Raw genomic sequence first — 14,813 nt, 5'->3', positions numbered from 1 at the left:
CGCCGGTTTGCCATGCATGCGGCGGACCGGCGCCCTACCGGTCAGTCGGCGTCGGGCTGACGGTCGGGATGGGCCGCGGCGATCTGCGCATTGTTGCGGGCATGTTCGACCACGCGCATGAGCTTGGCATAAGGCGCCATGTCGACGCCGAAACGCTCCGCGGAATAGACCTGCGGCACGAGATAGCATTCGACCATCGTCGGCGAATTGCCGAATGCGTATTTGTTGCCATGCTTGATGATCATTTCCTCGAGCGCCTCGAAACCGCTCGCGATCCATTTCGCCGCCCATGCCTTCACCGCGTCGTCATTCGCCCTGAAATCGTCGCGAATGGCATTGAGCACGCGCAGATTGTTGAGCGGATGAATGTCGCACCCGATGACCGCGCACATCGCGCGCACCGTCGCCCGCTCGTAATGGTTGGTCGGCAGCAGCGGCGGCTCGGGATAGCGTTCCTCAAGAAATTCGAGGATCGCCGGGCTCTGCGGGAGGTAATAGCCCCCCTCCTCGAGCACGGGCACCAACCCTTGCGGCGCCATCGAGCGATAGGTTTCCAGCCTGTGCGCCCCGGTGCGCAGATCATGCGTGACCTGCCCGTATTCCAGCCGCTTCAGCTCCAGCGCGATCCGCGTGCGATAGCTCGTCCCGGACCGCCAGTATCCGTGGAGGATCAGTTCGGGCGGCGTCACGACCGGATCTCCGGCGCGGCGCGGATGACCGCGCGGCATTCGCCAAACCCGATGCGGACGGCGCCATCCGCATCGCCATAGGCGCGCATGATGATCTCGTCCCCATCCTCAAGAAACGCGCGCGTCTCGCCATTGGGCAGTTCGAGCGGCTGCTTCCCGCCGCGGCTGATTTCCATGAGGCTGCCCATCGTGTCGTCATCGGCGCCCGACAATGTCCCGGTGCCCAGAAGGTCGCCGGGCCGCAGGTTACAGCCATTGACCGCGTGATGCGCGACAAGCTGCGCCGCGGTCCAGTACATCGCCGTCATCGGCCCCTTGCTGAGCCGGTGCGGTTCGGCGCCGGCACTGCGCATGGTCGGCGTGGTGAGCAGGACCTCCATCGTGATGGCGAACGCGCCCGATTTCTGATCCGCCGCGTCGGTGAGATAGGGCAATGGCTGCGGGTCGCCATCGGGCCGGGCGGGCTGTGCCGTGCGGAACGGGGCGAGCGCATCGCCGGTCACGATCCAGGGCGAGATCGAGCTATGGAAATTCTTCGCGAGGAAGGGGCCGAGCGGCTGATACTCCCACGCCTGAAGATCGCGCGCGGACCAGTCGTTGAGGATCGACATGCCGGCGATATGGTCGCCTGCCTGCGCGATCGGGATCGGCTGCCCCAGATCGTTGCCCTTCCCGATCCAGATTGCCATTTCCATTTCATAGTCGAGCCGCGCCGCCGGGCCGAAGCCGGGGTTGCCGCCCTCTTCCGCCGGCTTTTTCTGGCCGACCGGACGCGTGACCTCCGCGCCCGACACGCGGATCGAGGACGAACGCCCGTGATAGCCGATCGGCACGTGCTTGTAATTGGGCAGCAGGGGATTGTCGGGGCGGAACTGCTTCCCGATGTTCATGGCGTGGTGGATGCCGGTGTAGAAATCGGTGTAATCGCCGACCAAGACCGGCACGTGCATCGCGCAATCGGCCGCCGCGTAAAGATGCGGGCGCACCTTGCCGGCCCTGCTTTCATCGGTCAGCAGGCCGAACAACCCGCGGCGCAGCGCGCGCGCCGATGCCGGACCGCAGCCGAGCAGCGCATTCAGCGTATCCTGCCCCGCAAGCTTTGCGGCCTCTACCGCATCGCCGTCGAGCAGATCGGCAACCGCCGCGATGTCCAGGATTTCATCCCCGATCGCGGCGCCGCCACGCTTCCCCTTTCCGCCGGGCGCAAAAATGCCGAGCGGTAGGTTCTGCACCGGAAAATCGGGGTGGCCATTGGCGCTCTCGACCCAGCTTTTCGCGGCGGGGTCATGGGTGAAATCCGTATCGGTCATTGCTTTTCAGGTTCCTCGTGTAGCCATGCGGCATGGCGCGGTGCACGCTTCGTACGCGACCATTCGTCCAGCATGAGTGGGGCGACCCGTTCGAGCTCCGCATATTGTTCGTCAGTGCCGATATTGCAGGCCAGTTCGACGCGGTGCCCGTTGGGGTCGAAGAAATAGATCGATCTGAACACGCCGTGGAACGTCGGGCCGAGCACGTCGACGCCCTCCGCCTCCAGATGGTCCTTCGCCGCGAGCAGCGCGTCCATGTCCGGCACCTCGAACGCGAGATGCTGCACCCACATGGGCGTGTTTTCATCGCGGCCCATCTCGGGCTGTCCGGGCAGTTCGAAGAAGGCCAGCACATTGCCGCCCCCGCAATCGAGGAAGACATGCATGTAGGGGTCGTCTTCGCCGGTGGAGGGGACCTTGTCCTCGCTGAACGCGCTCTTGAACGTCATGCCGAGCATGCGCTCGTACCACTCGACCGTCTCCTTCGCGTCCTTGCAGCGATAGGCGACGTGGTGAATGCGGCTGAGTTGGAATGGCGTGGTCATCGTGATCCTCCTTGCCCAACGCGCCTGTGGCGAAAGGTTTCCCCGGCTTCCACGGCGCTCCTGTGCGTTTACCGTCCTATAGTATCACCTGAAACCTGTTTGCGCCATGCCCTGCGTGTCAGCATTCGACGACGTTCACCGCCAGCCCGCCGAGCGAGGTTTCCTTGTAGATTTCCATCATGTCCTGCCCGGTCTTGCGCATGGTCTCGATCACCTCGTCGAGGCTGACGCGGTGCGTCCCATCGCCGAGCAGCGCGAGCCGCGCCGCCTCCACCGCCTTGATCGAGCCGACGGCATTGCGCTCGATACACGGCACCTGCACCAGACCCGCGACCGGATCGCAGGTGAGGCCGAGATTGTGCTCCATCCCGATTTCGGCGGCGTTCTCCACCTGCATCGGCGTGCCGCCCAGCGCGGCGGCAAGCCCCGCCGCCGCCATCGAGCAGGCGACGCCGACCTCGCCCTGGCACCCGACCTCGGCGCCTGAAATGCTGGCGTTTTCCTTGAACAGCGAGCCGATCGCGGCGGCGGTGAGGAGGAAATCCTCCACCCCGCGCCGGCTCGAATTGGGCGCAAAACGTTCGTAATAGCGCAGCACCGCCGGCACGATGCCCGCCGCACCATTGGTCGGCGCGGTGACCACCTTGCCGCCGGCGGCGTTCTCCTCGTTCACGGCGAGCGCCCACAGGTTGATCCAGTCGATCACGGTGAGCGGATCGGCCAGCGCCCGCTCCTGCCGCTGCATCAGCGATTCGCGGATGCAGGGCGCGCGGCGCTTTACCTTCAACCCGCCGGGCAGTTCGCGCAGGTCGGTGTGCATGCCGCGCTCGATGCATGCCGTCATGGCATCGGCAATCTCGGCGAGCCGCCGCCCGATTTCGTCGGGCGAACGCAGGCTTTCCTCGTTCTCGCGCACGAGATCGGCGATGCTGGTGCGATTGTCGCGGGCCAGCGCCAGCAATTCGCGCGCGGAGGAAAACGCATTCGGCACGTCGCCGGCAAGGTCGATCGGCGCATTCCGGCCCACCTCGTCCTCGTGAAGGATCGCGCCGCCGCCGATGGAATAATACACGTCGCTGCGCAATTCGGCGCCGTCCTCGTCGAAAGCCGTGAAGCGCATGGCGTTGGAATGAAAGGTCAGCCGCTCCTTTTGGAGGAACAGCAGGTCCGCATCCTCATCGAACGCGATCTGACGATTATTGTCGAGCGGCAGGCGCCCTGTTTCCCGTACGCGAGCGACGATGCGCTCCGCCTCGTCCGGGTCGATTTCCGCCGGCGTCTGCCCCGAAAGGCCGAGCAGCACCGCGCGATCGGTGGCATGCCCCTTCCCCGTGAGCGCGAGCGAGCCGAACAGCCGCGTTTCCACCCGCGCGGTGCCGGGCGGGGCCGCGGCGGCAAAGGCAGCGGCGGCCGACATCGGCCCCATGGTGTGGGAGCTGGACGGGCCGACGCCGATCTTGAACAAATCGAATGTGCTGATGAACATGGGCCGTGCATAGCCCATCGCCCCCTATCGGGAGAAGTCGCAAATCGTTTCCATCGCAACGAATGTCGAGGTGCTGGACACATGGGGCAGCGCGGAGATGCGTTCGGAGAGCACCTTGCGATATTCCTGAATGTCGCGGGTGCGGATCTTGAGCAGGAAATCGAACGTGCTGGCGATCATGTGGCATTCCTCCACCTCGGGGAGCTGCCGCACCGCGGTCTTGAAGGCGGCCATCGCCGCCTCCCGCGTGTCGGACAGCTTCAATTCGACGAAGGTCACATGGTCGCGGCCCAGCCGGGCGAGGTCCACGATCGCGCGAAAGCCGGTAATGACGCCCAGATCCTGCAACCGCTTCAACCGGATCTGGCACGGCGTTTTCGAAAGGCCGATCTGCCGGGCCAGCTCGCTTACCGACATGCGCCCGTCGGCGGTCAATGCGGCCAGTATCTTGTGGTCGAACGCGTCCAGATCGACTGTGTCGTCCGCAAGGCGTGTGCCATTTGGTCTAGCAGGTGGGCTCATTATGGCCAGATAGGGCTTAACTGTCCGGGGGGGAAGGAAATAAGCCATACCCCGTGCGTTGAATTGGCTATTATGACCTACATGCACACACCCGAATCCATCGACCGCCTGAACCACGACGCCCATGACGCGATGCGCGATACCGACGCGCCCGCCGCCAACCGGACGGACAAACCCGCCGATGAGGCCCAGTCGGGTCAGGCGTCCGGTCAGGCGCCCGACCATGCCGTGATCGCAGGGGAAAAAGCGTTCACCCATTTCGCCCCGCCCGTCCGCGAGCAATCCGAACTTCGCCGCCGCATCACCGATCATTATCGCTGTGCCGAGCCCGATTGCCTGCAACCGCTGCTCGAATATGCGCGCCGGCCCAAGGTGCAGCGTCAGGCCGCGCAGGACACCGCCTATGACCTTGTCATGGGGCTGCGCAAGGCGCGCAAGCCTTCGGGGGTCGAGGGGCTGGTGCAGGAATTCTCCCTGTCCACGCAGGAGGGCGTCGCCCTGATGTGCCTTGCAGAGGCATTGCTGCGCGTGCCGGATGCGGCGACGCGCGACGCGCTGATCCGGGACAAGATTTCGGGCGGCAACTGGCGCTCCCACGTGGGCGAGGAAAAGGCGCTCTTCATCAACGCGGCGAGCTGGGGCCTCATGTTCACCGGCCATCTCACCGGGAGCGTCGGGCCCAAGGGCATGACCGAAAAGGGGCTGGCCAATGCGCTGACCCGCGTGGTGGCGCGCGTCGGCGAGCCGGTCATCCGCAAATCGGTCGACATCGCGATGCGCATGATGGGCGAACAGTTCGTCACGGGCGAGGATATTGACGAGGCGCTCAAACGTGCGCGCCACATGGAGAAGAAAGGATTTTCCTACAGCTTCGACATGCTGGGCGAGGCCGCCGCCACGATGAAGGGCGCGGAAGGCTATTTCCGCGATTACGAAACCGCCATCCACGCCATCGGCAAGGCGGCGAACGGGCGCGGCATCTACGAAGGCGCGGGCATTTCGATCAAGCTTTCGGCGCTCCACCCGCGCTACGAACGCGCGCAGGCCGATCGCGTCATGGACGAGATGCTGCCCAAGGTGATCGAACTCGCGCGCCTAGCGAAACATTACGACATCGGTCTCAACATCGATGCGGAGGAAGCGGACCGGCTCGAACTCTCGCTCGACATTCTGGAATCGCTGGCCGTGCATCCGGATCTGGCCGGGTGGAACGGGCTGGGTTTCGTGGTGCAGGCGTTCGGGAAGCGGGCGTTCTACGTCCTCGACTGGATCGTCGACCTTGCCAAACGGTCCGACCGCCGCATCATGATCCGGCTGGTCAAGGGCGCCTACTGGGACGCGGAGATCAAGCAGAGCCAGGTCGAAGGGCTGGACGATTTTCCCGTCTTCACGCGCAAGCTGCACACCGACGTGTCCTTCCTCGCGTGCGCGAAAAAACTGCTGGAGCACAAGGATGTCGTGTTCCCGCAATTCGCGACGCATAATGCGCAATCGCTGGCCGCGATTTACCACATGGCGGGGCCGGACGATTTCGAATTCGGCGATTACGAGTTTCAGTGCCTGCACGGCATGGGCGAACCGCTCTATGAACAGGTCGTCGGCGCGGACAAGCTGAACCGGCCCTGCCGCATTTACGCACCCGTCGGCACGCATGAAACGCTGCTCGCCTATCTGGTGCGGCGCCTGCTCGAAAACGGGGCGAATTCGTCCTTCGTCAATCGCATTTCCGATCCTGCGGTGCCGGCGTCCGAGCTGGTCGTCGATCCGGTGAAGATCGTGCGCGACATGCCCATGCCGGGCCGGCTGCACGATCGTATTTCGCTGCCCAAGGACATTTATGGCGAGCGGCGCAATTCCGACGGGATGGACATCTCGGACGAGCGTGACCTTGCCGCCATGACCGACGCGATGATCGCCAGCGCGAAGCGGACATGGACCGCATTTGCCGACGGCGACACGAGCGATCCGGTCGAGGTGCTCAACCCTGCCGACCACCGCGACGTTGTGGGCCACATGCGGGTCGCCTCCCCCGAAGTCGCTACCGCCGCGATGGCGCGTGCGGCGGCGTCGAAATGGAACGAGGTGCCGCTTTCGCATCGTGCCGACATGCTCGAACGGGCGGCGGACGCGATGCAGGAACGCATGCCCGAACTGCTCGGCCTGCTGGTCCGGGAGGCGGGCAAATCCGTGCTGAACGGCATTGCCGAGGTGCGCGAGGCGATCGACTTCCTGCGCTATTACGCGATGCAGGCGCGCGAGATTTTCGACGAGGGGCAGAAGCCGCTCGGCCCTGTGGTCTGCATCAGCCCGTGGAACTTCCCCATGGCGATCTTCACCGGGCAGGTTGCCGCGGCGTTGATCGGCGGGAACACGGTCGTGGCGAAACCGGCGGAGGAAACGCCGCTCATCGCTGCCGAAGCGGTGCGCATGCTGCACGAGGCGGGCATCCCGCGCGATGCGCTGCAACTGATGCCGGGGTTTGGCGAAACGGGCGCCGCGCTCATCGGGTCGCCGGAGGTGGCGGGCGTGATGTTCACAGGCTCCACCGAAGTCGCGCGCATCATTCAGAAACAGCTCGCCGACCGGCTTTCGCCCGAGGGCAAGCCGATCCCGCTCATCGCGGAAACCGGCGGGCAGAACGCGATGATCGTCGATTCCACCGCGCTTCCGGAGCAGGTCGTTGGCGATGTCATCGGTTCCGCCTTCGACAGCGCGGGACAGCGGTGTTCGGCGCTTCGCGTGCTGTGCCTCCAGGATTCGATCGCGGACAACACGCTCGACATGTTGAAGGGTGCGTTGCAGGAATTGCGCATCGGCTCGACCGACCGGTTGTCGAACGACATCGGCCCGGTCATCAGCGCCGAGGCGAAGGACGGCATCGAAAAGCACATCGCCGAGATGGAAGCCAAGGGATGCCGGGTGCACCGCCTTTCCATGCCGGACGATACCGCCCACGGCACGTTCGTCGCGCCCACGATCATCGAGATCGACAATATGGCGATGCTGACCCGCGAGGTGTTCGGCCCGGTCCTGCACGTCGTGCGGTTCAAGGCGCATCAGCTCGACGCGATGATCGATGCGATCAACGATACAGGCTATGGCCTGACCTTCGGCCTGCACACGCGGATGGACGAGCGCGTCGCCCACGTGGTGAAGCGGATCAAGGTCGGCAATGTCTACGTCAATCGCAACCAGATCGGCGCCATCGTCGGCGTGCAGCCGTTCGGCGCGCGCGGGCTTTCGGGCACCGGGCCGAAGGCGGGCGGGCCGCTCTACCTTCGCCGGCTGGTCAAGAATCCGCCGGTGATGGAGCATCCCTTTGCCGTGCGCGGGGATACGGCGCTGCTCGATTACGGCAAATGGCTCCATGAAAATGGCGAGCAGGGCACCGCGCGCCGGGCCAAGACCTATGGCTGGCAATCGGCGCTAGGCGTGGAACTGGAACTGCCCGGCCCGGTGGGCGAGCAGAACCTCTATGCCCTCCATAGCCGCGGCCGCATCCTCTGCCTGCCCGAAACGCGGCGTGGCATGCTGGGGCAACTTGCCGCCGTGATCGCGGCGGGCGGCGTGGCCGTCTTCGACAGCGAGGTGGAGCTACCCGCCGACCTGCCGCAAAGCGTGCAGCGGCACGTGTCGCAGGATCTTGGCCTGGGCTTTGCCGGCGCGCTCATCGAAGGCGACGCCGACAGGGTCAAGGAGCTTCAGCGCGAAATCGCGAAGATGGACGGGCCGATCCTGCTTACGCAGGCGGCGACCCCGCGCGAATGTCTCGAAGGGGGGGCATGGCACGTGGACTGGATGCTGGAGGAGGTATCCACCTCCATCGACACCACCGCGGCGGGCGGCAATGCCAGCCTGATGATGCTGGGCTGATCGCGCCAACCGGAGCCTACGAAAAGCGCCGCGTCCCGATGGGGGCGCGGCGCTTTTCACATTGGCGATGCAGGCGCGATCATCCGGAAAGCCCGCAGTTTGGGTAAAAACACCGAACCTCAGGAAAAGATATCCTCCAGCTCCGCCACATCCGGCCCTTCCTCCAACTCGCGCAATTGTATGAAGAGTGCGGTCACGAGGATCGCGCCGACCATGTTGACGAGGCCGGTAATCAGGCCATTGATCGCGGCGGCCACCCACAAACCCGATCCCGACACCGCGTCCGGTGCCCCCATGAACATCAGGATCGCGGCGCCCAGAATGCCGCCCCCGACCATCGACGCCACGAACAACAGCAGGAACAGTCCGAAAATCGACCAGCGATGCCCCTTCGTCAGTCGGCGGCTGCGGCCGAACGCCCCGATCACGCCGCTGCGTTCGAGCACGAGGGCGGGCACCGCGACCGACCACATGACCATGAGCACGATCCCCGGCACGATGAACAGCATGAACCCGCCGAAAATGCCCAAGATGTAGAGGATCAGGAAACCGAGCAGCGGCAGCACGACCGAGGCGGCACCGGCGATGCTCTGCCCGAACGCCGCACGCTCCCCGCGCAGCGACCGGTAGCTCGCCTGCACCAGCGCGGCCTGCACCAGGAGATAGGAGGCGAGGTTCACGAGATAGGCGATCGCCACCGCGCCGATGACCCCGTACCCGTCATCATCGCCGACACCGCCCGCAATGCGCGCCTCGAACAGGCTCCACACGAAAAGAGGCACCGCCCCGAAAACGAGTGTGAGAGCAAGCAGGGTCGCGCCATCGCGGCGCAACGCACGCGGCACGGATTTCAGCGCGTCACCAATGGAAAGATGCCCCTGCGCCCGATAGTCCCCGACCGCCATTTCGTCCGTCACGCGCTGCTCCCCCAAGATAATCCCCATCGGGTGCCAAGCAGGCCGCCGGCTGTCCAGCGATAATTGCGGTGGGGCATCGGATGCCCGCACTTGAACCCGGCGCGGCATCGGCTACTCTGCGCCGATGGCGAGGTGCATGGGCCGGACCACAGACCATCGGGGCGCGTTTTTCATGGCATCAGCATCAGGGGCGCCCGACCCGTCGATGGGCGACGCGACGTTTCGCGAAGCGCATCGCGAACTCGTGAACGGGGGCGAGGTTCAATTCTCCTTCGGCCCGGCGACCGAGCCGCCCACCACGCCCGAATGGCTTCGCGCAGTGGGGCGCGCCATTGCCGATGCGCTGGAAACGATCGGCACCGCGATCATGTGGCTGTTTTCATGGCTTCCGGAGGCGCCCTATGCACGGGTGCTGCTTGCCGTGCTGCTCGCGGCGCTCGCGATCCTCGCCGTGTGGATCGTGGCGGCGCGCATTCGGTCGGGGGCGTGGCGTTGGCCCCGGCGCGCGGGCCGCGATGCGGGCACGGAGGATGACGAGGGCTGGATCCCGGCGGAGGAGCCGGCCCGCGCCTGGCTGAACGAGGCGGATCGGCTCGCCGCCGATGGCCGCTATGGCGAGGCGGTACACCGGCTGCTCCTGCGCAGCGTGGAGGATATGGCCCGGTGGCGGCCCGGCGCGGTGCGCCCGTCCTCGACCAGCCGCGATCTCGCCGGGGCGCCTGCCCTTCCCCCCGCGGCGCGCGGCGCGTTCGCACAGATCGCGGGCCTCGTCGAACGCAGCCTGTTCGGCGGGCGGGCGCTGTCGCTGTCGGACTGGAGCCGGGCGCGGGATGCCTATGCCGGCTTCGCCCTTCCCTCGGATGACGCGCGATGAGCGACATCGCGATCGGCCATGCCGCGCAACGCAGCCCTTTTCGCCGGGGGGCCGTCGTCCTTCTCGTCGGGGCGGGGGTGCTGGGCTTCGTGCTGCTCCTGCTGCTGGCGGCCTATGCGCCCGAACGGCGGGGACTGGATAACGGGCGGGCCAATGCGCTTTCCAATAGCGCGGTGGGGTTTCGCGGGCTGTTCCTGTTGGCGGAGGCGACGGGGCGGGCGCCCGTGCTGGTCCGCAACGACCGGCAATGGGATGGCGACGGCCTGCTCATCCTCACCCCCGAAAGCGGCTATACCAATCTTGGCGAAAGCACGAACCGGGGCCGGCCCACGCTCGTCGTGTTTCCCAAATGGCAGATCGAACCCTTGCAAGAGCGTGACGGCTGGACCAGCACGCCCGGCCCCCTCGATACCGAAGATCCGGAAACCGTGCTCGCCCCGGCGATACGCTACGAGATCGAACGCCGCTCCATGAATGGCGAACCGCTGGCGGTATCGGGGCTTTCGCAAGAGGTCCGCTTCGATGCGCCGCGCATGCTCCAGGTTTTGGTGAACGATCGTTTCGCGAGCGACGAGGAGACCGGTGAAAAGGATCCCGATGGGGACGAGAACGCCGATGGGGACCGCCCGGGTGCCCTTACCGATGCGCGCGACCGCGTGTTCGAACCGCTCATCACCGATGGGCGCGGCGGGATCGTGCTGGGCCGGGTCGGGCATCTTTTCGTGCTTTCGGACCCGGATCTCATCAACAATATCGGCATGCGCGACGCGGCCAATGCACGGGCCGCCCTCGCCCTGCTCGACATCTTGCAGGCGGATGGTTCGCGCGACCCCGACGATGCGACCGGCATGTTGATGTTCGACGTCACGCGCAATGGCTTTGCCGTCACGGCCAGCCCCCTGCGCCTGCTGTTCGAACCGCCGCTGCTGGCCATGACGCTGGGCCTGCTCGTGCTGATGGCGATGGTCGGCCTGCGCGCCCTCGCCCCGTTTGGCGAGCCTGTGGCACGTGCCCGCGCGCTGCCCTTCGGCAAGGCCGCGCTCGCCGACAGCAGCGCCGCCATGATGCGCAAGGCGAACCGCACGCACCGGCTCGGCACGCGCTATGCCGATGCGATCCGGTTACAGGCGCGGCGGATGTTCGCCATACCCGCGCATGTCCGGGGCGAGGCGCTCGACGCCCGGCTCGACCGGATGAACCGCCGGGACGATTTCACCGCCCTTGCCGCACGTGCCGCGGCGGCGGACAACGATGCGGAGCTGCTGTCCGCGGCGCGCGCCCTCGATGACTGGAAACGGGAGAAGACGTCTTGACCATTGACGAATTGCAGGCACTGTCCGGCGCGATAAGGGCCGAGGTCGGCAAGGCCGTCGTCGGTCAGGACGAGACGGTTCGTCTCATGCTGATCGCGCTGTTTTCGCGGGGGCACATCCTGCTCGAAGGGCCGCCCGGCACGGCCAAGACCCTGCTCGCCCACAGCTTTGCGCGGGCCAGCGGGATGGATTTCGGGCGCATACAATTCACGCCCGACCTGATGCCGGCGGATATCATCGGCGCCAACCTGTTCAATTTCCAGACGAGCAGCTTTACCCTCACGCGCGGTCCGATCTTTACCGATCTCCTGCTCGCCGACGAAATCAACCGCACCCCGCCCAAGACGCAGGCCGCCTTGCTGGAGGCAATGCAGGAACGGCACGTCACCATCGACGGCGAAACGATGGATCTCGGCCCGCGCTTTACCGTGATCGCGACGCAGAACCCGATTGAGCAGCAGGGCGTCTATCCGCTGCCGGAGGCGCAGAACGACCGTTTCCTGTTCAAGCAGGTCGTCGGCTATCCCGACTACGACGAAGAATTGCGCATCATCGCCGGGCATGGCGCACGCGATGCCAACATGTCGCCGCAGGCATGGGGGGTCGAACGCGTCGCGGACGGGGATGCCATCGGCGCCGCCGTCGCCGCGGTGCGCGAGGTGCGCCTGGCGGAAGAGGTGGTGGATTATATTGCGCGGCTGATCCGCGGATCGCGCGATTCCGCCGATCTCGACGGCGGGGCGTCCCCGCGTGCGGGCGCGATGCTGGCCGGGGCAGCGCGGGCGCATGCCGCGATTGACGGGCGCGATTTCGTCATTCCCGACGATGTGAAGGCGCTCGCCCCCGCGCTGCTGCGGCACCGCCTGCAACTGTCGCCGTCGGCACAGATCGAGGGCCGCGCGGTCGAGGACGTGGTCCGTTCCATCATCGATGCAATCGAGGCGCCGCGTTGATCTACCCCACCCGGCGCGCGTTGATTGCGGCGGCGGCGGGGCTTCCGCTGGCGCTGTGTATTGCGGTGCTGTGGCCGGGGGCATGGGCGGCGGGGCTGTTGTTGCCGGTGGCGGTGGCGGCGTTGATGGCGATAGATGCGATTATAACGCCGTCGCGCCGCACGCTGTCCGTCGATGTCGCCATGCCGGAAACCGTGTCGGTCGGACATGCTTTCGACGCGGTGGTCACCTTGCGCTTTGCCGGCAAGGCGCCCGATACGGTGGAGCTTTCACTCGGGCTTCCCCAGCATGCGGAAGCGGTGGACGGAGCTTCCCGCACGCTCACCCCTTCGGTAAGCGAGGCGAGCGCTGCGCTTGCGTTGCGGCCGCAGAGGCGCGGATTGATCGCGGGGCGCCGGGTGTGGCTGCGCTGGACCGGGCCGATGGGGCTGTGCTGGAAACAGATGGTGCATGACGCCGATGGCGAAACCGCCGTTCTGCCCGACATCGAAACCGCCCGGCGCAACGGACCGCGCATGTTCGACCGGGTTCAGCATAACGGCATGGTCACGCAGATGCTGCGCGGCGAAGGGTCCGATTTCGACAGCCTCGTCGAATTCCGGCCCGGCATGGACCGGCGCGCGATCGACTGGAAACACTCGGCCCGGCACCACGCGCTGCATGCCCGCGAATATCGCACCGAACGCAACAATCAGATCGTCTTTGCCATCGATGCGGGGCGGCAGATGACCGACCCCGTCGCCGGCATGCCGCGCATCGACCGGGCGGTTTCGGCGGCATTGCTGAATGCCTGGCTCGCGCTTCGGCTGGGCGACCGGGTTGCGTTCTTCGGCTTTGACGCACGGCCCCGGGTGACGAGCGGTTTCGTCGGCGACCCGTCCGCCTTCGCACAGTTGCAGCAGGTCGCCGCCCGCATCGACTATTCGGGACAGGAGACCAATTACACGCTGGCGCTATCCGAATTGTCCGGGCGGGTGCACCGGCGTTCGCTCATCGTGTTGATGACGGAGTTTACCGACGCCATAGCGGCAGGCTTTCTGCTGCGCTCCGCCGCGCAGATCATGCGCAGGCACGTGTTGATGGTCGTCGTATTGCGGGATGAGGAGCTGGAGAGCATGGCCGGCGCGCGGCCCGATACGGCGGACGATATTGCGCGGGCGGTCACCGCCGATGCGCTGCTGCGCGAACGGTTGCTGGTCCTCACGCAGCTGCGCCAGCTCGGCGTCGAGGTGGTCGAGGCCGGGCATGAAAATGTGGCCGAGCGGCTGGTCGAGGCGTATCTCGTCATGAAGCGGGAGAACCGGTTGTGAGCGTATCCCTCCCCGCCCCCGCCTCCAGCCCGGCGCGCGCGCATTCCACCCTCTTCCGCGAGGCGCGCGAGGCGGAGTGGATGCGGCTCGACGCGCTGCTCCAACGGATCGAGAAACGCTCCATCCGCAGCCTTTCGGACGAGGAGCTGATGGCGCTTCCCGTGCTGTATCGCGCGGCGCTGTCCTCGCTCTCCATCGCGCGTGAAACGGCGCTCGACACGGCGCTTGTCGCCTTTCTCGAACAGCTTTGCACGCGGGCCTATTTCCATGTCTATGGCGTGCCGGAGACGGGCCGGGCGCAATTGCGCCGCTTTTTCGCGGCGGGCTGGCCGCGTGCGGTGCGCGCGATCGTCCCCGAAACGCTCGCCGCGCTGGTGTTGAGCGTGATGGGCGCGATCATCGGTTTTGCGATGGTGACAGGCGATCCGGCATGGTTCTACGCGCTCATCCCCGAAGGGCTTGCCGGGGGGCGATCCCGGCGCCTCGGCCGAGGTGCTGCGCGCCGCGCTTTATACCCGGCAGCAGGATGGATTGAGCGTGTTTGCCGCCTATCTCCTCACCCATAATTCGCAGGTCGCGCTGTTCTGCTTCGCGCTTGGCTTCGCGTTCGGTGCGCCGACGACCTTGCTGCTGCTTTACAACGGGATGATCCTCGGCGCGTTCTATGCCGTCTATGCAAAGGCGGGGCTGGCGTTCGAGCTGACCGGCTGGCTGATGATCCATGGCACGACCGAGCTGTTCGCGATCCTGCTTGCAGGGGCAGCGGGGTTCCGCATCGGGCGCGCGATCGCCTTTCCCGGCGGGATGCGGCGGATGGACGCCGCGGTTGTGGCGGGACGCACCGCCGGGCCGGTCATGGGCGGGGTGGTCATCATGCTCATCGTGGCCGGCGCGCTCGAAGGAATCGGGCGGCAGCTCGTGACCGCAGATGGCGCGCGCTATGCCATTGCGGCGGGGATGCTGCTGCTCTGGACGGGATATTTCTACCTCTGGCGGCGTGGGGACGCCGAACGGCGATGAA

Annotated in this window: 13 protein-coding genes; 7 read left to right on the top strand and 6 right to left on the bottom strand. The window is 66.1% G+C overall.

The features are described 5' to 3' along the window. Window positions 1–41: 41 nt before the first annotated feature. From maiA to JD971_RS13390, 5 genes are all read right to left on the bottom strand, one after another. Entirely contained in the window at window positions 42–689 is a 648-nt protein-coding gene (gene maiA / locus JD971_RS13410) for a maleylacetoacetate isomerase (RefSeq protein ID WP_236672098.1), read from the bottom strand. Next, window positions 686–1,999 carry a fumarylacetoacetase gene (fahA, locus tag JD971_RS13405; RefSeq protein WP_202084149.1) on the bottom strand — a complete coding sequence of 438 codons (1,314 nt, stop codon included), beginning with the start codon at window positions 1,997–1,999 and terminating at the stop codon, window positions 686–688. The genes maiA and fahA overlap by 4 nt, the downstream gene beginning before the upstream one ends. After that, window positions 1,996–2,544: a VOC family protein gene (locus tag JD971_RS13400; protein WP_202084148.1), complete on the bottom strand. Its 549-nt coding sequence runs from the start codon at window positions 2,542–2,544 to the stop codon at window positions 1,996–1,998. The genes fahA and JD971_RS13400 overlap by 4 nt, the downstream gene beginning before the upstream one ends. A 118-nt stretch (window positions 2,545–2,662) precedes the next feature. Beyond that, window positions 2,663–4,030 carry an L-serine ammonia-lyase gene (locus JD971_RS13395; RefSeq protein ID WP_202084147.1) on the bottom strand — a complete coding sequence of 456 codons (1,368 nt, stop codon included), beginning with the start codon at window positions 4,028–4,030 and terminating at the stop codon, window positions 2,663–2,665. 24 nt (window positions 4,031–4,054) lie between these two features. Continuing rightward, window positions 4,055–4,552, bottom strand: coding sequence for an Lrp/AsnC family transcriptional regulator (locus JD971_RS13390; RefSeq protein ID WP_202084146.1), 498 nt, complete (start codon window positions 4,550–4,552; stop codon window positions 4,055–4,057). Window positions 4,553–4,624: 72 nt separating this feature from the next. Between JD971_RS13390 and putA the strand changes: the two genes are divergently transcribed. Beyond that, window positions 4,625–8,425 (top strand): trifunctional transcriptional regulator/proline dehydrogenase/L-glutamate gamma-semialdehyde dehydrogenase, encoded by a 3,801-nt coding sequence (putA, locus tag JD971_RS13385; protein ID WP_236672097.1) that lies wholly within the window; start codon window positions 4,625–4,627, stop codon window positions 8,423–8,425. A 119-nt stretch (window positions 8,426–8,544) separates the two neighbouring features. Here the strand turns inward: putA and JD971_RS13380 are convergent, their stop codons facing one another. Continuing rightward, window positions 8,545–9,342: a hypothetical protein gene (locus tag JD971_RS13380; protein WP_202084145.1), complete on the bottom strand. Its 798-nt coding sequence runs from the start codon at window positions 9,340–9,342 to the stop codon at window positions 8,545–8,547. 172 nt (window positions 9,343–9,514) lie between these two features. Here JD971_RS13380 and JD971_RS13375 point away from each other — a divergent pair, with 172 nt between their 5' ends. The 6 genes from JD971_RS13375 to JD971_RS17205 are packed head-to-tail and all read left to right on the top strand — an operon-like array spanning window position 9,515 to window position 14,812. Then, window positions 9,515–10,216: a DUF4129 domain-containing protein gene (locus JD971_RS13375; protein ID WP_236672096.1), complete on the top strand. Its 702-nt coding sequence runs from the start codon at window positions 9,515–9,517 to the stop codon at window positions 10,214–10,216. After that, entirely contained in the window at window positions 10,213–11,529 is a 1,317-nt protein-coding gene (locus tag JD971_RS13370) for a hypothetical protein (protein WP_202084143.1), read from the top strand. The genes JD971_RS13375 and JD971_RS13370 overlap by 4 nt, the downstream gene beginning before the upstream one ends. Continuing rightward, entirely contained in the window at window positions 11,526–12,482 is a 957-nt protein-coding gene (locus JD971_RS13365; protein WP_202084141.1) for a MoxR family ATPase, read from the top strand. Before JD971_RS13370 ends, JD971_RS13365 begins: the two co-directional genes overlap by 4 nt. Then, window positions 12,479–13,792 (top strand): DUF58 domain-containing protein, encoded by a 1,314-nt coding sequence (locus JD971_RS13360; protein ID WP_202084140.1) that lies wholly within the window; start codon window positions 12,479–12,481, stop codon window positions 13,790–13,792. The genes JD971_RS13365 and JD971_RS13360 overlap by 4 nt, the downstream gene beginning before the upstream one ends. Then, window positions 13,789–14,358: a hypothetical protein gene (locus tag JD971_RS17210; RefSeq protein WP_371809654.1), complete on the top strand. Its 570-nt coding sequence runs from the start codon at window positions 13,789–13,791 to the stop codon at window positions 14,356–14,358. Before JD971_RS13360 ends, JD971_RS17210 begins: the two co-directional genes overlap by 4 nt. Beyond that, the gene (locus JD971_RS17205; RefSeq protein WP_371809653.1) at window positions 14,330–14,812 is read left to right on the top strand and encodes a stage II sporulation protein M; all 483 of its coding nucleotides are present in this window, start codon (window positions 14,330–14,332) and stop codon (window positions 14,810–14,812) included. The genes JD971_RS17210 and JD971_RS17205 overlap by 29 nt, the downstream gene beginning before the upstream one ends. Window position 14,813 lies beyond the last annotated feature (1 nt).

The organism is Croceicoccus sp. YJ47 (assembly GCF_016745095.1).
GTDB lineage: Bacteria > Pseudomonadota > Alphaproteobacteria > Sphingomonadales > Sphingomonadaceae > Croceicoccus.
Note: the sequence above shows the minus strand (reverse complement) of the source record. Positions and strands in the feature narration are given on the sequence as shown.

Bases quoted from the DNA above. Each gene is read 5' to 3' on its own strand.
- fahA (WP_202084149.1), bottom strand. From the start codon at position 1,999: ATGACCGATACGGATTTCACCCATGACCCCGCCGCGAAAAGCTGGGTC.
- JD971_RS13400 (WP_202084148.1), bottom strand. From the start codon at position 2,544: ATGACCACGCCATTCCAACTCAGCCGCATTCACCACGTCGCCTATCGC.
- JD971_RS13395 (WP_202084147.1), bottom strand. From the start codon at position 4,030: ATGTTCATCAGCACATTCGATTTGTTCAAGATCGGCGTCGGCCCGTCC.
- JD971_RS13390 (WP_202084146.1), bottom strand. From the start codon at position 4,552: ATGAGCCCACCTGCTAGACCAAATGGCACACGCCTTGCGGACGACACA.
- putA (WP_236672097.1), top strand. From the start codon at position 4,625: ATGACCTACATGCACACACCCGAATCCATCGACCGCCTGAACCACGAC.
- JD971_RS13375 (WP_236672096.1), top strand. From the start codon at position 9,515: ATGGCATCAGCATCAGGGGCGCCCGACCCGTCGATGGGCGACGCGACG.
- JD971_RS13370 (WP_202084143.1), top strand. From the start codon at position 10,213: ATGAGCGACATCGCGATCGGCCATGCCGCGCAACGCAGCCCTTTTCGC.